Consider the following 17,142-nt stretch of genomic DNA (forward strand, 5'->3'; position numbering starts at 1 on the left):
ACGGTTGAGCACCAGCACTTCGAAGCATCCGACAGCCTGCCCTGCGCCTCTTGCCCCTTGGTGGTATCCGAATCAGTGTAGAACTTCGACGACTCACTAGACGTTCACCAACAACACCCGCCTAGCGGGTCATTCAGGGGCCCGTAGCGGTTGACAAAGCAGCGGTCACTGATCCGACGATTCCGCCCGCCGCAGGCGGGGCCCCCAGATATTTGCTGAATCAGCAATTTTGCGCACTCCGCAATATTATGCCAGGATCTCACTCATGCCGAAAAGCAGAGTTCTCATCGTCGGTGCCAGCATCGCCGGACCCGCGACCGCCTTCTGGCTGACCCGCGCCGGATTTGAGGTCACTATCGTCGAACAGGCGGCTGAGCTCCGACGCGGCGGGAATGGCGTCGACATCCGGTCCGAAGCGCTGGTGGTTGTCGAACGAATGGGGCTCAGCCGGGCGATCAGGGAGCGCGCGTTGGTCAACCGGGGTATGCGGTTCGTCGACCACGATGACCGACAGCGTGTACGCTTCGCGGCGGCCGACGTCGAGAAAATGGTGGGCTCCGAAGACATCGAGATCACCCGGGGCGAACTGGCGAACGTGCTTCATGGGGCAACCGAATCTGATGTCGATTACATATTCGGCGACACTGTCACCGAGCTTCAACAAGACGATGCCGGCGTAGCCGTCACGTTCAGCCACCGGCAACCCCAGAGGTTCGACTTCGTTGTGGGCGCAGACGGAATACACTCGCGCATCAGACGCCTGACATTCGGCGCCGAGAACTTGTTTCGCACCTTCAAGCATCACTACTATGCGGTTGCAAGTGCCGATCTGACGGTGGGGGAACCGAATTGGACGACTTTCTATAACGAGCCAGGAAAGTCGGCCGCGGTGTACCGTGATGAGCTCGGGCGCGGACTGATGAACTTCATCTTCCGCTCCGCCAAGCCGATCGAGTACGACTACCGCGATATCGACGCACAGCGTCAGTTACTCCGCAGCGAATTCTGTGATCTCGGATGGCATGTACCCGCCATGCTCGATGCCGCCGACGTTGCCGCCGACTTCTACTTCGACGCGTTGGACCAGATCAAGCTGCCGACATGGTCGATGGGACGCGTCGTACTGGTAGGCGACGCTGCATATTGCGCGTCGCCGGCGTCGGGGGCGGGAGCATTGTTGGCGCTCACCGGCGCCTATCGGCTCGCCGGAGAGTTGAGCTCCTCCCACGCCGGCCCACAGCCGGCATTCGCCAGATACGAGGCTGCACAGCGTCCCCTGGTCACTGGAAAGCAAGCCCACCTGTTCACCTACATCACAGTTCCCCGGACTCGATTCGGCATCGCAGCACGTAACCTTTTTCTTTCCACCCCACTCCCGCGTACACTCTCACGACTGTCATCTAGCAGGCCAAATGAGTTATACGACTACGCATTTGGGCCGAGCGTATGAATGGGAGGTTGGTTCCGTGAGCGATGATGAACGCTTACTGGGTCTGCGAGAACGAAAGAAGCGCGACATGCATGCCAGGTTGAGCTCGATCGCGCTCGACCTGGCTGTCAAACGCGGCGTTACGGCTGTCCGCACCGAAGATATCGCAGCAGAAGCCGGCGTCTCGCCAAGAACGTTCAACAACTATTTTCCGAACAAGGAAGCAGCCATCGTCGGTGTCGCAGCGATTCGAACCGAAGTATTTTGCTCTGCCTTGCGAGCCCGGCCCGCCGATGAGCCGTTGCACGACTCCTTGGCGGCCGCCGCCGCGGCGCTATTCGACGACGAACCTGATCGGGACTGGATGGCTCGTGCCCGCCTGATTCGATCTGAACCTTCGTTGTACGCCGAAGAACGAAAGTCCGACATCGCAATCGAGCGCGCCATCGCCTCCGAAATCGGAGCTCGCAGCGGCGCGGACCCGCTTTTGGACCTCGGTCCGCGCCTCGTCGCGGCAACCGTTCTGGCTGCGCTTCACGCTGCGGTCCAGTACTGGCTGGACGTCCCGGCCGCCGGGACGTTGCGCGATGTACTCGTCCGCGCGATGACTCAGTTCCCGTTGAGCCCCCCGCCAGTTCAGGACCGGGACACGCAAACCGGGGCGCCTCCGTGATGGAGACGCCCCGTTCGCGCGTGCCGTGACCGGGTCTACGCCGAGTCCGTCGCCGCCGGAGGAACGGGAACCTCGAAGGCGTTCAACACTGCTGAGGCGCTCAGATAGGTGCTCGCCAGATTGACCAGGTCCACCAGAGCCGTTCGGCCGAACGCGGACTCTGCCGCGTAGTACAGCTCATCACTGACGCGGTACGTCGAGACCAGCTCCTGGACAAACTGGGCAGCGATCAGCTCGCTTCCGCTGAGCCCCAACGGAGTCTGACCGCTGCCGAGCGACACGATCGCGTCCTCCGGCAAACCCACGAGCCGGGCAACCTTGGCGTGTGACCACACCTCGTAGTCCGAACCCCAGAGCCCGCCGACCGACAGGATGACAACCTCTTTCACCCGGGCGGATAGCGTCGAAGACGAGAATGTCTCACCGACGTCGAACTGCGCTCCGCCGCTGACCGGGTTGTACAGGAAAGCATTCAACGGACCGATCAGTTGCCCCTCAGGTGTCACCAACTCGATACCCGTGGCCTGCTGGATGGGCAGCGCCGAGGCTTTGATCCGGGCCGCGAGCGCCAGCTGGTCCGGCGTAGCCGTATCGAGATCCAGCAGCGGCAGCCGGCCACCCAACCCGTTCGGGCCGTCCGGGGACATAGGAGTATAAGGTGCTGGTGTCGGAAGCACCGCGGGTGCAGCCGTATTCGGTCCGCGCACGTTGAACGCGTTCAGCGTCGCCGACACTCCGAGGTAAGTACTGGCCAGATTGACCATGTCGACAACACCGGTTTGACCGAATGCCGCCTCGGCCGCCTGGTAGGTGGCCGTACTCACCCGGTAGGTCGAGATGAGCTCCTGTACAAACTGCGCAGCGACGAGCTCGTTTCCGGTGAGACCGACCGGAGGTTGGCCGCTGGCCAGCGACACGACGGCAGCTTCGGGCACACCCACCATACGAGCGACGAGCTCGTGAGCGTACAGCTCATAGGGCGATCCCCATTTACCGCCGACAGAGAGAATCACAATCTCCTTGACCCGCGCCGACAGTGACGACGAAGAGAATGTATTGCCGACGTTGAAGATCGCCTCACCGACGACCGGGTTGTAGAGGTAGGCGTTCAACGGGCCGAGCAGCCGGCCGTCGACATCCTCCAGCTGAATTCCGGTCGCCGCCTGGATCGGCAGGCCAAGCCTCTTCATCAGGGCAGCCAGCGCCGCCTGAGCGGGAGTGGCGGAGTTCAGATCGGTGAGCGGCAACCGCCCGCCGAGGCCGCCGTTCCCGCCCACACCACCACCGGCGCCGGCCAGTGCGCCGGCACCGTTGGCTCCGGTCGCACCCTCGCGGCCGAACATGCTCCGTGTGCCGCCGACACCACCGAGCCCCGCGAAACCGGCTGCACCACCGAAGCCACCGATACCACCCACACCGGCACTGTCGGTGAGCTGGCCGCCCGCCAGCGTCACAACGGTGGCTCCCCCGGTACCACCGAATCCACCGGCACCACCGGCACCCGCCGCACCACCGGAACCGCCGTCACCACCGTTGCCGACGAACAAACCGGCGTTACCTCCGGCGCCACCGAAGCCGCCAAAACCGCCGCTGCCACCGTCACTCCCGGGACCACCGTCCCCCTCGGCGGTCGACGCCGTGGTGCCGTGGGCTCCGATTCCGCCGGCGCCGCCGACTCCGCCGTCCCCACCTTCGCCACCCGAGCCGAAGAACAGACCGCCACGGCCCCCGGACCCGCCGTCACCGCCGAGTCCACCGTTGCCGCCGCGGCCACCATTCACACCGGACTCGCCGGCAACCCCGGTGATCCCGCCACCACCATCGCCGCCACGACCGCCGTTCCCGCCCAGGAACCCGGCATTGCCCCCACGCCCGCCCGGCGCACCGAGGCCACCGGCACCACCATCGCCGCCGTTCCCCAACAACAGCCCTCCTACGCCTCCCCGTCCGCCGGCGACACCAGCCACCGTGCTCGACCACCCGGCCCCACCGTTGCCCAGCAGCCAACCGCCACCGACACCATTGGGGTTCGCCTCCGTGCCGTTGGATCCGTTGCAGATCAGCCCGCACCTATTGACGAACACCGACCACGGGACCACCCGCGCCGTGGCTGTGGATTCGTCGGCTGCGCGTGCCGCGCTGAACACAAAGGCAGGCGCCCCGTCCGAGGGTGTGATCGGCGCTGCCGGATCTGGGGCGGCCGAATCCGCCACCGGCTGCGGGCTCGTACGCGCACCGCTCATCTCCACCGAACGTTCGGGCGCGGATACCCTCGCGGAGGCGGACTCTGGACGGGCCACGGCACGGGCGTCGACATTGCGCTCCTCGGGCCGGCTGTCATCACTCTTGTTCCCGCTACGCTTGCTGTCACCACGCTTGTTCTCACCACGATTGCCGTCACCGCCCTTGATCTCGCCGGGCTTGCTGTCACTGTCGTCAGCAGTTTCATCACGGTCCGCGCGGCCACCACGTCCCTCACTGCGCTGATCACGATCGCGGTTCTCGGCCCGGTCGTCCTTACCGCCGCGGGATGTCACACGGGCAGAATTCGATTGAGAAGAGTCACGATCCGACGACGTACCACCCGATGTATTCGACGAAGCACCACCCGACGAATCCGACCCCCCTGACGATGTCTCCGCCGATGCCACGCCGTGGCCGGTGGTCAGGGCCAGACCGATCCCCGCGGCAAAGATGCCGACACGCAGCCATTGACCCCAGGTTTCAGGAATCAGAGACCAGGGTCGGGTTGCCGGCGCGGATGAACTGCCCGCCGGACTGCCAACTCCGGAAGGGGCGAGGCGATCTGCACCGGTATGCGGACTCAGGTATCGGGTTTCGTGCCTGTGTCGCGCTGTATCGAATGGATCCAGCTCAACCCCGGAACCAGGATCTGTAGACATGTCTCTCAACTCCTTGCTGGGACAACACACTTGGGAAGAGTGTTAGGCGCGTCACAATTGACGGCTGTGCCGTTTATAGCCAACGGTTTCGGCGAAGGTCAAGGTCCGGAAGAGGTCGGGAACGGGTACCGGTTGTGCCAGTTTCATCACTACATCTGGCAGCGAATAGTGTTTTTGGACAGAGCGTTCCATCCCGGTGGGACGGATCGATCAGGACACAGCGGTTCTAGGCGGACGAAAGAAGATCGCCAACTGGACAAGGCTGCCCACGAGTCCGACCGTCACCGCAATCGCCAAGCCCGCCCACCCGTGTAGCAGCGGCCAGGCAGCCGTTTCGCGCAACACCAGAGAGTCCAAGCTGAGACTCCCGGCTCCGGTTCCTGCCACCGCCACTGCGCCGGCCGCCAGCACCAGGTTGTACTCCCAGCCGTCCCTGGTGACAAAGAACCCATTGCCGCGGTGGACAGTCCACGCCGCCACCACCATCAGCGAGACAAACCCGGCAGCCGCCAGCGGAGTCACGAATCCGATTGCCAGACATGCTCCTGCCGCGATCTCGGCGCCTGCGGCAACTCGAGCATGAACAGCACCCGGCGCCATGCCGATGCTGTCGAACCACCGGGCCGTACCCGCGATTCCGCCGGCACCGAAGAACTTGTTCCACCCGTGTGCGGCCATCGTCAACCCGAGAACCATTCGCAGTAGCAGAAGGGCTCCCTCATATCCAGATACATCACCAGAAAGAGTCACTTGCAATACCTTTCATGCGGGGCGCTGCTCGGCGGAAGTCGACGCAGGCAGCCTCAGCGGCGATCTCACCGACTCCAACTCACGTCTCACTGAAGCCTCGACCTTGGCCCGATTGACGGCCGACAGCAACGCCAGATCCTCGGATCGCAGTAGCTCCTGTTGAGCTTCCATTCTCTTGACGATCCGATTGAACCGCCGATTCAGTTGGGGCAGGGTCATCCCGAACCGCGGCAGCACTTCATCCTCGGGCGGTCCACCGAATGGCTGCCAGCGCAACACATACTGCACGATTCTCCGGTCGAACCAGTCCATGGCCACTCCTACCCTCCGCTATCCGACGTCGATGCCAGTCAACAGCTCAAAAATGTCTCGGCACCATCGATCTCACGGCCGCGGTGGTACCGAGTCAACAGATTGGACGGGTAGGTATGACACCATCACTCGACCGACCAGTCCAGCGGTCTCGGGACCGACCCTCACTGATCGACTCGGTACCAGGGTCCCCAAGACAGACGATCAAGCGCGTCGGGACAAGGGGTGAAGCCCGATCCGGGCTCGCAACCCACCTGGACTGTGCCGTCCACAAAAGACAACTGTTGGGACACCAGCTGATCGAACCATGGCACATACTCCAGCCACACCTCGTCCTGTTCCAGCGTCGCCAGCAGCTGCGCCGACACGTGCGGATACAGATGCGGCAGCATCGTGGCGCCGGATTCGCGTACGCGGTCCGCGACACCCAGCCACGCCCGCAGTCCCCCGACCCGTTCGGGCTCTCCGACGATATAGCGCACGCCGGCTCCCACGAGTTCGTCTATATCGGTTGGGGAAAACAATGTCTCGCCACCGGCGATGGGTATCGGGGACCGCTGCGCGAGGTCGCGATAGCCGGCGATATCGGCGTGCGGTAGTGGATCCTCGATCCACTGGATCCCGAAGGGCTCGAATCGTTGGGCGGCGCGCAACGCGGTGGCAGCGCTGTCCCAGCGTTGCAGGGCGTCGACCATGAGCACCGCATCGGTCGGCAGAGAGTCTCTGACCGCCTGGATCCTGTCCGCATCCTCGTCGAGGTCCGGTTTGCCGACGAGCATCTTGAGAGCGCGCACGCCGCCCGCGTATATGGTCGCCGCTTCCGCCACGAGCTCGTCGGTAGTCGCCTGCAGCATCAGGCCCGTCTGATAGCACCGGACCCGGTCACGGCGTCGCCCGATCATGTTGGCCAGGCCGATTCCACGACGTCTGCAGAGTAGGTCTTCGGCTGCCATCCGAAGCCCGGACGACGCGAATGCCATGACACCCTGATCACCGACGAACCGGGTCGCGGCCAGGATCCCGGCGTCCAGTTCGGCCATACCGGCCAGCGGAGCCACCTCGCTGCACAGGTACTGCAGACCCGCTCCGACCAGGACCACCTGGCCCGGTTGCTGAAACCAGAGCAGCGAGAATGCCTGCACCCCTTCGCCATCGGTCAACCGGAGCACGATCGCCGGGATGCTCGTCGGTGTCAGCCGCCCATTGGGAAGCCGAAAAGGCGCAATACCGGTCGGAATACTCAGATATCGTACTTCGGCGATAACGGGGCCGATACCGACCATGTCCGCCTCGGACCACACCCATCGGTCGACCATCTGTGCGGAGTGTCTCCGTTTCTGTGTCATGCAGTTCAACTACCGCAGACGCTAGTTCCACCGCACGCACGAAGGGTGGTTGCGTTGACACCCCTTAACCAGACCGGGGCACTGTCACCACCACGCACCGTCCTTGACCACATCGGCGGCGACGACGACCCTTGAGGTACACACCGCAGTGACCGCGGACCACCCGATCCGAATCCGGGGAAAGTTTGCCGCCCAGTGTGATTCGACAACGTCGGTTACACGCGGTGCACACATCACAACGTCGACATTTAAGGCGGTCAGCAATGTCAGCTCGTGGACACACACTGGGTCCCCGGCAGCGCGACACGATCTACATCGGCGGCCAGTGGGTGTCCTCGACCGGCGCCCGCCGGGACATCGTCTCGCCGGCCACCCTCGAGGTCATCGGGCACGCACCGGACGGCACGGCGGCCGATATGGATCGTGCGGTCGCGGCCGCACGGAAGACCTTCGACGACGGTGGCTGGTCGGGTCTACCGATCACCGAACGGACTAGCTATCTGCGCCGTGCCGGCGAGATCTACGCCGAGCATTCCAACGAGATCGCCGAGCTCATCACCGCCGAGATGGGCAGTCCGATCACTTTCTCGCGCAATGCTCAAGGCCCCATCGCGCAACATGTTCTCGCCTATTTCACCGCTCTTGGTGACCGCTTCGAGGTCGAACAACATCGCACGGAGCTCAGTTCCCCGGTATCGGTGATCCATGATCCGTCCGGTGTGGTGGCCGCTATCGCTCCCTGGAACTATCCGCAGGCATTGATGCTGATGAAGATCGCGCCCGCCTTGGTAGCCGGCTGCACGGTGGTGGCCAAACCGTCTCCCGAAACCGCACTCGACGGACTGCTGCTGGCCCAGATCTTCGACGAGGCCGGGCTGCCGCCGGGTGTGCTCAACGTCGTGCCGGCAGACCGAGAGGCCGGTGAACACCTGATCAGCCACCCAGGTGTGGATCGGGTGGCCTTCACCGGATCCACCGAGGCGGGTCGGCGCGTCGCCGAGATCTGTGGTCGCGACCTGCGGCGATGCACGCTGGAGCTGGGCGGCAAATCCGCCGCATTGGTTCTCGACGACGCCGATATCGCTTCCACAGTCGAGGGCCTGCGCGATGCAGCCTTTCGGAACAGCGGCCAGACCTGCACAAATCAGACCCGACTCCTGGTCCCCTACAGCCGAATCGACGAGTTCACCGACGCCTTCTGTGACATGGTGTCGTCCATGGTGATCGGCGACCCGACCGACCCAGCCACCGAGATCGGCCCACTCGTATCGCAGCGTCAGCGCGAGCGCGTGGAGGGTTATGTCGCCATCGGGCAGGCGGAGGGTGCCAAGCTGGTTCTGGGCGGTGGCCGGCCGGCCGGCCTCGACACCGGGTGGTATGTGGAGCCGGCTGTGTTCACCGGCGGCGACAACGGTATGCGCATCGCCAGGGAGGAGATCTTCGGTCCCGTGGTCTGCATCATTCCCTATACCGATGATGAGGAGGGACTGGCCATCGCCAACGACTCCGAATACGGTCTCGCCGGCAGCATTTGGAGCAGTGACGTCGACCGCGCGACCAGGCTGGCCAAGCGCGTGCGGGCCGGCATGATCCTGGTCAACGGTGTCGGCGGCAGCTTCGACGGACCGTTCGGCGGCTTCGGTCAAAGCGGTATCGGCCGGGAATGCGGTATCGAAGGCCTGCTGGCCTACACCGAACCCAAACAAGTTCCCCTGTTCTAGTCCCTTCCAAATTGGTGATTGCCGCTCCGGCGGCGGAGAGGTACGGATTTCATGCCCAGTGATCTGGAGGATTCGCTTTCCGATTCCAGCATCTTCACAGTCGGCCCCGATTACGAGTTGTCGTTACTGCCCGAGCCTGAGCCCAAACCAGTTTGGTGCCCTGTCATCTCGGTCGACGATCACTCTTTCGAGCCATCGACACTCTTCGACACCGTGCCGGCCAAGTTCCGCGATGACGTTCCGCGGCTGGTCGATGTCGACGGCCGTCCGGCGTGGCAGATCGCCGACAAGAAGTTCTTCTTCAGCGGGATGGACGGCGCGGCCGGGCGGCCCATCACCGAGTGGCGGTCCATGCAGATGCGGCTCGAGGACTATCGCACGTCGGTCTACGACACCGATGCGCGAGTTCACGACATGGATATCGCGGGTGTCTGGGGATCGCTGTGCTTCCCTTCCATCACGTGGGGGTTTGCGGGCACCACGTTCTCACGGATGCCGGACAAGGAGTTGGGTTTCGCGTGTGTGCAGGCCTACAACGACTGGGCGGTCGAACAGTGGGCGGGTTCGCATCCCGATCGTTTCATCCCGTGCGCACTGAGCTACCTGGCCGACGCCGAACTGGCCGCCAAGGAGATCTACCGCAACGCCGAGCGCGGTGTGCACGCGGTCAGCTTCACCGAGAATCCGGCCCAGCTCGGATTTCCCAGTGTGCATTCCGATCACTGGGAGCCGTTCTGGCGGGCCTGCGCCGAGACCGATACCGCGATCAATCTGCATATCGGGTCGTCCGGGCGGATCAGCTGCCCCTCCCCCGACACCCCGGTACCGGCACAGGTCGCGTTGTTCCCACTCAACGGGATCGAAACCGTCGTCGACTGGATATTCTCGGGAGTTCCACAGCGTTACAGCGATATTCACATTGTTCTGTCGGAGGCCGGCATCTCCTGGGTGCCGATGGTCGTGGAGCGTCTGCACCGCGCCTACCGCCAACGGGAAGCCGAACCCGGGGTCTGGGCGGGTTCGACCATTCACCCGGTCGACGTCCTGCACCGCAACTTCTGGTTCACCTCCATCGAGGATCCATCCGCATTCCAGCGCCTCGATGTGATCAGCGAGGACCGGATGATGCTCGAAGTGGACTTCCCGCACAGCGACAGCTCCTGGCCGGACAGCCAGGAATTGTTCCGCGCCGAGCTGGAAACACTGCCGACCGAGACCATCAAGAAGATCTGTTACGGCAATGCCGCGGCGCTGTATCACCACCCGGAGCCACCGCAGTCCATGCTCGACGAATCGGTACTGCTTGCACCGAGATAGCGCAACGGCGCGCACACCTCGATGCGGAATGACGCGATGGGGGCGGGTGGCTTCGGCCACCCGCCCCCATCGTGCATGCTCCGGTGTGTCACATCAGATCAACATGTCTTCGAGGAGTTGCGCGGCAAGACAGTCGATCTGACCGATGACAGACTCGTCCTGGATCGACCCGTCCGGACCCCATGTGGCCGCGGCGGAGTTGATCGCCACGCCCAACGGGGTCGGCCAGGAGCGCAGTGCGTGACCGATGGTCCGCAGCTGACCCAGCGTGCCGACGGCGGCCTGCCAGCCGTACGCGCACGCGATAGCTCCCCATCGGGTATCGGTCAGGTAGGTGCGTGTTCCGGTGCGCAGATCCTCGGCGTAGTCCAGGGCATTCTTCACCAGCCCCGAGACCGCACCGTGGTAACCGGGCGAGGCGACAACCACCGCATCGGCGGCCCGCAACCCGGCCACCAGAGCGGTCGCCTTGGCAGTCCGCGTGGAGTCGTGGGGGTTGTACATCGGCAGGTCCAGGTCGTCACCGCAGAACAGCTTCGTGTCGGCGCCCAGGCGCTCGGCGGAGGCCAGGCAGTGCCGTAGTACCCGTTCGGTGGACGAGTCGGCACGCAGGGTGCCGCCGATACCGACCACCAGGGGCTTCTTTGTTCGCACAGGACTGTCACCTTCTATTTCTGGCGTTCATGGGGCATGCGACCAGCGCCGGACGAGCTGATGCTCACGTCCGGCGCTGGCTTTGCTGGGTATGCGATTACACCGCTGGAGCGTTGGAGCTTCCCTGCAGCCGCGAGAGCGCCTCGTTCACTCGGCCGGCGACATCGCCGGCGACCTCGTCCTCGGCATCACCGATGGGCAGCATTCCCTTTGCCGCGGAGAAGATCTCGACCGACAGGCAGCCCTGTTCACCAGCAACGTGCGGACCGTAGTATTCGCGGGGATCGGAGGTCATGATGTCCCCGGACCGCAGAATGTCTCCGTCCGGCAGCGTGATTGAGCCCGATATGACGACCTCGACCCGATAGCAGTCATGGGCGTGGCGCGGAAGCGTGTCTCCCGGGGCGATGCGCAGAAGCGAGACGACCGCGTTGTCCGGGTCGGTACTGTTCTCCCCCATCACGATGGAACCGAGATCCCACCCGGGCATCACCTCGCGCGTCGCCGCCCCCGCGAACCTCAGCTCGGGCGGGGTGATGGCATCGAAGAAGCCGGGATCGCTGACCTTGTAGTACTTCGGCATGGACGACCTTTCTATCCTTGGGCTGTTTGTGACGTTAGGGAGCGCTGGGCCGGCGGCCAAGAGGCTCGGTCATGCTAGTGCCGTTACCACCACCCTGCGGGCGGCGATCAGAAGGTGGTGATGACGCTGCGAACCACGTCCCCGGACAGCATCGCCTGCATCGCGTCATTGATGCCGTCCAAGGCCACCTCGTGGGACACCATGTCATCGGTCCTGAGCCGACCGTGTTCGATGAGATCGATGAATTTCTGGAAGTCCCGGCGTATCTGGGCCGACCCCGCCACGCAGCCTTTCACCATCTTCTCCTGGGACTGCAGATCGAATGCCGGCAGTCGCAGTTCACTGTCGATCGGACCGTAGCCGACCAGGACGATCAACCCGCCCTTGTCGAGCATGGCGTAGGTCGATGCGAACGTCACCGGTCCACCGACGACGTCGAAGGCGAAATCGACACCACGGCCGCGGGTCATCTCCCGCACCTGCTCGGCTGCCGGGTGTGCCGTCGGGTCGATGACATCGGTGGCCCCGGTCCGCAGTGCCAGTTCACGTTTCGATGCGACCGGGTCGATCGCGATGATCCGCGCCGCACCGGCGACAGCCGCCCCCTGGATGACCGACAGCCCCACCCCGCCGCAACCGACGACGGCCACCGTCGATCCCGGTCGGACGTGTGCGGTGAACAATGCCGCCCCCACACCGGTGGTCATGCCACAGCCGAGCAGCGCCAGGTGCGCGTCGGGCAGGTCGGTCCGCACGGGCACCACCGATGCTTCGTCACAGGTGAGGAACTGACTGAAGGTACCGATACCGCTCATCGTGTTGACGTGCGTGTTGTCACTGCGCAGCGCGCGCGGGCGCTGCATCAACGAGCCCAGCGAGTCACATAGGTGGGTGCGGCCGTCGGTGCAGTAGGTGCAGGTGCCGCACGCGGGCCGGAAGGACGTGACCACCCGGTCCCCGACGGCCACTCTGGACACCTGCCGGCCGACCTCGATGACGACGCCTGCACCCTCGTGGCCGCCGATCATCGGGCCGGAGAACATCGTCGGGAACAGGCCGTTACGCATCGACAGATCGGTGTGGCAGATGCCGCTGGCCCGGACCTCCACGATGACATCACGCGGGCCCGGGGGCAACGGGGTGAGGCTCTCGACCGAGAGGTTGGCTCCAAGTTCATGCAGAACCGCGGACCTCATCAGCTTGGCCCTTCCTGAAAGCGCAGCGGCAGGTAATCGATACCCATCATCTGGCCCATCATCAGATGCGGACTGTGTCTCGGTTCACCCACCAGTTCCAGCGGCGGCCGGTTCAGGAGAGCCTTCATCAGGACATGAATCTCCGCGCGCGCCAAAGTCGCTCCCGCGCAGTAGTGCGGCCCGATGCCGAACGCCACGTGTTGTCTGGGATTGACGCGGTTCGGACAGAACGACTCGGCATCCTCGAACTGTGCGGGGTCGCGGTTGGCAACCGCGTAGAGCAGGACCAGCCGCTCACCTGCGGACAGGTCGCTGCCGTTGAGCGTGGTCGGTGAGGTCGTGGTGCGGAACATGGTCTGCACGGGCGGCAGCATGCGCAAACCTTCCTCTACGACACCCTCCAACGGAATGGCGCCCGAGCGCATGCCGGCCTGCAGGTCCGGATCGCTGACGACATGATGCACCAGACTTCCGATTGCATGAGCCGTGGTTTCGAACCCGGCGAACACGAAGGTCCGGAAGATGTTCTTCAGTTCGTCATCGGTGAGCTGGCGACCGCCGAAGTCCATGTGCACCAGTCGACTCAGATAGTCGTCACCGGGATTGTGCCGTCTCTCATCGAAGTGCCCGGCGGCCGCTACATCGAGCTCCTGCAACGCCTCCACCATAATCGGTGTGCCGGCGTTCTCCAGGATCTTGGTAGCGAAGTCCTGGATCATCTCATTGGCATCCTCGCCGAGACCGAGCAGATGTCCCACGGCGCGCACCGGGATCTGCACCGCGACATTCTGCACGAAATCGGTTTCATCCCCGGCGGCGAACCCGTCGAGCATCCGTTCGGTGAGGCCCTCCAGATAGGGCAGGAGCTTACGCACCCGGGGTGCGCTGAGTACCTCCATGAACAGTTTCCGGTAGGCGATGTGCTCGGCCCCATCGAATTCGATCGGGATGCTGGGCGGGCGGCCCTCATGCGGAGGATGCAGCACGCCACCGGCCGAAGAGAACGTCTTGGCGTCCTTTTCGACCTCGATCACATCGTCGTATCGGGTCACCAGGGCGTAACCACCGTGGGTAGTGGTCTTCGGTACCGGACAACCCGAGCTGAGGACACGGTAAACCTGTTGCAGTCTTTCGTAGTTGAGCTCTGGGTCGAGGTGGTCGAACGACGTCACCGCACGTGCGGCGTCGTCGGATTCGAGGCCGTCACCGGCTTGCGTCTGTGTCATGGTTACCTTGCGTTTCGGATGTCCGGGTGGGAAAGGTGCGGCTCACGCCGGCAACAGCAACTCACCGTTGGTGTTGAAGAACTGTTCGACCGCCGAATGCGGTGCCGACGACAGTGCCTCGGTCAACACCCTCCGGGAGTCTTTACCGCCCTCGACATGGGGGAAATCTGTTGCATAGCAGTACATTGGCCACACATTGGTGTGCTGTTCGTAATAGCGCCCCAGTGGCTCGAAGTAGAACGGTGTGACCCGCACGTTGCGGGCGAGATACTCGGACGGCCGCAGCGAGAGCGTGTCCTTGAGTCGTGACTTGAACATCGTGTCGGCCCAGACATCCAACCGGTCGGCGAGTGGGCCTGCCCAGCCGGCGGCCAGTTCGATGGCACCGAATCGCAGTGCCGGGTGCCGCTCGAAGACTCCGCCGAGAACCATCGTCGAGACCATGTTCTCGGCGCAGTAGTGGATATTGGTCGCGCGGTAGGGCTCGATGGGCAGTTCGATGCTGGATTTATCGGAGGGATGGAAGATCTCGACGCCCTGCGACCACGCCGACGAACTGATGAATCCGCTGTCGGTACCGAGATGGATGGTGACCGGAATGTCTGCCTCGGCCGCGAGCCGCCAGAACGGATCCAGCTGGGGGTGCGCCGGCGACGCACCCGCAGGGGGCACGTTCGCCGGGATCATCAGTGCGCGGATACCCTGGTCGATCGCCCACCTGGCCTGCTCGACGATCGATTCCGCAGGTGCGTCGGTCATTACGATGCCAACCGGCCGTACCCGATTCGATGTCGACCGGGTGATCTCGGCGGCCCACTTGTTATGGGCATCGACCGCTTGGCGGCCGATCGCGCGGCCATCGAACTTCTGCGCATCGAACCCAAGCCAGGCGGGTGCGTTCGGGTCGTTCACCAGGATCAGTGCGAACAGGCCGAAGGTCGGGAAAACGAGCTGACGAGAGATCTCCATCTCGTCGAGAACCGCAGGCCGTCGACGCAGGTCGATGGCCGACGGGGCGGTCGCGCCCTTGAGTTGCCACACTGATTCCTGGTTGATCGCAGTGGTGTCACCTTCCAGCCCCGGCACCGACAGCGAATTGGCCCGGGTCCTGGTCAGGATGTCGAATCCGACTTCGTTGATGCGGCGGGCGATCTCCTCGCCGAACACCTCACCCCAAAGCTCCAGTGGCGCCATCTCGTGGCTATCGACGTCGAGAACCGTTGACACGTCTTCCTCCTTGGGGATTTTCTAACCTTCACCGTGATGCTGCGCTGGTCAGCACTGAGGCACAAGGCGGTGCTGGTGCTGGTATCAGCTCAACCCCCGTAAGAGCTCAACTACGGCTTGGCAGAGTCGATCCCGATGATCGGTGCATGGTTCTATACCCAGAATGTCCCACAAAATCTCTGGCCATACGGCCCTTGCTCAGGCATTCGTCGATCAGCGCGTCACAACCGCCTTCGGGGTGATCGGGGAAGGCAACATCCAGGTGCTCGCCCAGCTGCGGGACAACCATGGCGTCGACTATGTGAAGGCCGCCCGTGAGGACGGTGCGGTGCTGATGGCCGGTGGGTACGCCGCGGTCACCGGTGCGGTCGGCTTCGCCTCGGTGACACACGGTCCCGGCCTGACCAACGCGGTCACCGCTCTGACCCACCTGGCGCGTCGTCGGATTCCGGTGGTGGTTTTCGCCGGCGACACCGACCCTTCGCTTCCGCACGGTCGCCAGCGCGTCGACCAGGCCGGTATCGTCGCACCGACCGGCGCGGGCTTTCAGCAGGTGTACTCCGCCGACGCCATTCCCGACGATGTGGCGCGCGCCTTCGGCCGCGCCCGCGCCGAACGTCGACCCATCGTGCTCAACGTGCCGGTCGATGTCCAGCGCCATTCGACCACCTATCAGCCGAGTCAGGTCAATATCGGTGCGTTACAAGCCATTGCGCCGGACCCGGTGGCCCTGGATGTGGCCGCCGGAGCGATCGCCGATGCTCGTCGTCCGGTCATCCTGGCCGGGCGTGGGGCGGTGCTGGCGGATGCCCGCACCCCGCTGACAGCCCTGGCCGCACGGATCGGAGCCCCGCTCGCCACCACTTTGTGCGCCAAGGATTACTTCCGCGGCGAGCCATTCGATCTGGGGATCTGCGGCAGCCTGTCCCACCAGGTCGCCACCGACACCATCTTGGCGGCCGATTGCCTGATCGTTTTCGGGGCCAGCCTGAACCCTGACACCACGGCGGAAGGGTCCCTGCTGGAGGGCAAACGCATCGTGCAGGTCGACCTGGAATCTGCGCACCTTGGCCGGCATGCTCCGGTCGCTGCCGCCGTCCACGCCGACGCCGCCCAGACGGCGGTCACCTTGGTGGACTGGTTCGATGAGGTGAATCTGCCGAGACCGGGCACACTGTGCACTCCGGAACTCGCCGAGCGACTGGCCCAGCATGACCCGCGTGCGGAATTCACCGCGCAGCGAGCCGACCTGGTCGACAGCCGCGAACTGACACTGCTGCTCGATGCGGTGTTCGAGCGCGAGCGCACCTTTGTCTGCGATTCAGGTCTGTTCATGCTGGCGGGCTACTCGTGGCTGCACGTGACCGAGCCGTCGGCCTTCATCGAGACGGTGGCGTTCGGATCGATCGGTCTCGGGCTGGCGACGGCAGTCGGTGCAGCGGTGGGCAGGCCCGACCGGCCGACGCTGGTGACCGTCGGAGACGGCGGACTGACCATGGGCGTCACCGAGCTGCTGACCGCCGCGCGCTACGGACTGGACATGGTTGTGGTCGTGTACAACGACGGCGCCTATGGCGCCGAACTCAAGATCACCGACCGTATCGGCATGGGCCATGATCTGCCGCTGCTCGGGGATGTGAACTTCGCCGCCGTGGCCGAGGCGATGGGTGTACCGGCGGTGCGTATCGAGGGACCCGACCAACTTGACCGGATCGCCACTGCGCTCGCGCGTCGCACGGGTCCGCTGCTCATCGATGTCAGGACCGGAACTCCCCCAGCACACTGAAAAACCGTGTGGCCCCGCC

General features: G+C 64.2%; 14 protein-coding genes. 5 read left to right on the forward strand and 9 right to left on the reverse strand.

The window, feature by feature from the left end; genetic code table 11:
• Positions 1-265 precede the first annotated feature (265 nt).
• Both V4U86_RS21400 and V4U86_RS21405 read left to right on the forward strand, forming a co-directional pair.
• On the forward strand, positions 266-1,450 hold the full coding sequence (locus V4U86_RS21400) for an FAD-dependent monooxygenase (RefSeq protein ID WP_395307918.1): 1,185 nt from the start codon (positions 266-268) through the stop codon (positions 1,448-1,450).
• A 16-nt stretch (positions 1,451-1,466) separates the two neighbouring features.
• Positions 1,467-2,102 carry a TetR family transcriptional regulator gene (locus tag V4U86_RS21405; protein ID WP_395307919.1) on the forward strand — a complete coding sequence of 212 codons (636 nt, stop codon included), beginning with the start codon at positions 1,467-1,469 and terminating at the stop codon, positions 2,100-2,102.
• A gap of 35 nt (positions 2,103-2,137) precedes the next feature.
• Here V4U86_RS21405 and V4U86_RS21410 read toward each other — a convergent pair whose 3' ends face one another.
• The 4 genes from V4U86_RS21410 to V4U86_RS21425 form a co-directional block, all read right to left on the reverse strand.
• Positions 2,138-5,005, reverse strand: coding sequence for a carboxymuconolactone decarboxylase family protein (locus tag V4U86_RS21410; protein ID WP_395312150.1), 2,868 nt, complete (start codon positions 5,003-5,005; stop codon positions 2,138-2,140).
• 210 nt (positions 5,006-5,215) lie between these two features.
• Positions 5,216-5,701: a DoxX family protein gene (locus V4U86_RS21415; protein ID WP_395307920.1), complete on the reverse strand. Its 486-nt coding sequence runs from the start codon at positions 5,699-5,701 to the stop codon at positions 5,216-5,218.
• 66 nt (positions 5,702-5,767) lie between these two features.
• Positions 5,768-6,067, reverse strand: coding sequence for a hypothetical protein (locus V4U86_RS21420; protein WP_395307921.1), 300 nt, complete (start codon positions 6,065-6,067; stop codon positions 5,768-5,770).
• Positions 6,068-6,231: 164 nt separating this feature from the next.
• Complete coding sequence (locus V4U86_RS21425; RefSeq protein ID WP_395307922.1) at positions 6,232-7,227, reverse strand: mandelate racemase/muconate lactonizing enzyme family protein; 996 nt, start codon at positions 7,225-7,227, stop codon at positions 6,232-6,234.
• A 410-nt stretch (positions 7,228-7,637) separates the two neighbouring features.
• Between V4U86_RS21425 and V4U86_RS21430 the strand changes: the two genes are divergently transcribed.
• Positions 7,638-9,134, forward strand: coding sequence for an aldehyde dehydrogenase (locus V4U86_RS21430; RefSeq protein WP_395307923.1), 1,497 nt, complete (start codon positions 7,638-7,640; stop codon positions 9,132-9,134).
• A gap of 51 nt (positions 9,135-9,185) precedes the next feature.
• Positions 9,186-10,451, forward strand: a complete 1,266-nt coding sequence (locus V4U86_RS21435) for an amidohydrolase family protein (protein ID WP_395307924.1) — start codon at positions 9,186-9,188, stop codon at positions 10,449-10,451.
• 93 nt (positions 10,452-10,544) lie between these two features.
• Here V4U86_RS21435 and V4U86_RS21440 read toward each other — a convergent pair whose 3' ends face one another.
• The 5 genes from V4U86_RS21440 to V4U86_RS21460 all read right to left on the reverse strand — a co-directional run bounded on the left by V4U86_RS21440 (position 10,545) and on the right by V4U86_RS21460 (position 15,337).
• Complete coding sequence (locus V4U86_RS21440) at positions 10,545-11,105, reverse strand: NADPH-dependent FMN reductase (protein WP_395307925.1); 561 nt, start codon at positions 11,103-11,105, stop codon at positions 10,545-10,547.
• Positions 11,106-11,202: 97 nt separating this feature from the next.
• On the reverse strand, positions 11,203-11,688 hold the full coding sequence (locus V4U86_RS21445) for a hypothetical protein (RefSeq protein WP_395307926.1): 486 nt from the start codon (positions 11,686-11,688) through the stop codon (positions 11,203-11,205).
• 107 nt (positions 11,689-11,795) lie between these two features.
• The gene (locus V4U86_RS21450; RefSeq protein WP_395307927.1) at positions 11,796-12,884 is read right to left on the reverse strand and encodes a zinc-binding dehydrogenase; all 1,089 of its coding nucleotides are present in this window, start codon (positions 12,882-12,884) and stop codon (positions 11,796-11,798) included.
• The gene (locus V4U86_RS21455) at positions 12,884-14,110 is read right to left on the reverse strand and encodes a cytochrome P450 (RefSeq protein WP_395307928.1); all 1,227 of its coding nucleotides are present in this window, start codon (positions 14,108-14,110) and stop codon (positions 12,884-12,886) included. The genes V4U86_RS21450 and V4U86_RS21455 overlap by 1 nt, the downstream gene beginning before the upstream one ends.
• A gap of 42 nt (positions 14,111-14,152) precedes the next feature.
• Positions 14,153-15,337, reverse strand: a complete 1,185-nt coding sequence (locus V4U86_RS21460; RefSeq protein ID WP_395307929.1) for an amidohydrolase family protein — start codon at positions 15,335-15,337, stop codon at positions 14,153-14,155.
• 163 nt (positions 15,338-15,500) lie between these two features.
• Here V4U86_RS21460 and V4U86_RS21465 point away from each other — a divergent pair, with 163 nt between their 5' ends.
• A complete protein-coding gene (locus V4U86_RS21465) occupies positions 15,501-17,123 on the forward strand; it encodes a thiamine pyrophosphate-binding protein (RefSeq protein WP_395307930.1) in 1,623 nt (540 codons plus the stop codon).
• The last annotated feature ends 19 nt before the right edge of the window (positions 17,124-17,142 follow it).

Origin of the sequence: Mycobacterium sp. AMU20-3851 (genome assembly GCF_043974665.1) — a bacterium.
Classification (GTDB): Bacteria; Actinomycetota; Actinomycetes; order Mycobacteriales; family Mycobacteriaceae; genus Mycobacterium.

Excerpts from the sequence above, each read along its gene's own strand:
- V4U86_RS21400 (WP_395307918.1), top strand. The coding sequence starts at position 266 with ATGCCGAAAAGCAGAGTTCTCATCGTCGGTGCCAGCATCGCCGGACCC.
- V4U86_RS21455 (WP_395307928.1), bottom strand. The coding sequence starts at position 14,110 with ATGACACAGACGCAAGCCGGTGACGGCCTCGAATCCGACGACGCCGCA.
- V4U86_RS21445 (WP_395307926.1), bottom strand. The coding sequence starts at position 11,688 with ATGCCGAAGTACTACAAGGTCAGCGATCCCGGCTTCTTCGATGCCATC.
- V4U86_RS21410 (WP_395312150.1), bottom strand. The coding sequence starts at position 5,005 with ATGTCTACAGATCCTGGTTCCGGGGTTGAGCTGGATCCATTCGATACA.
- V4U86_RS21465 (WP_395307930.1), top strand. The coding sequence starts at position 15,501 with ATGTCCCACAAAATCTCTGGCCATACGGCCCTTGCTCAGGCATTCGTC.
- V4U86_RS21435 (WP_395307924.1), top strand. The coding sequence starts at position 9,186 with ATGCCCAGTGATCTGGAGGATTCGCTTTCCGATTCCAGCATCTTCACA.
- V4U86_RS21415 (WP_395307920.1), bottom strand. The coding sequence starts at position 5,701 with ATGGTTCTCGGGTTGACGATGGCCGCACACGGGTGGAACAAGTTCTTC.
- V4U86_RS21450 (WP_395307927.1), bottom strand. The coding sequence starts at position 12,884 with ATGAGGTCCGCGGTTCTGCATGAACTTGGAGCCAACCTCTCGGTCGAG.
- V4U86_RS21420 (WP_395307921.1), bottom strand. The coding sequence starts at position 6,067 with ATGGACTGGTTCGACCGGAGAATCGTGCAGTATGTGTTGCGCTGGCAG.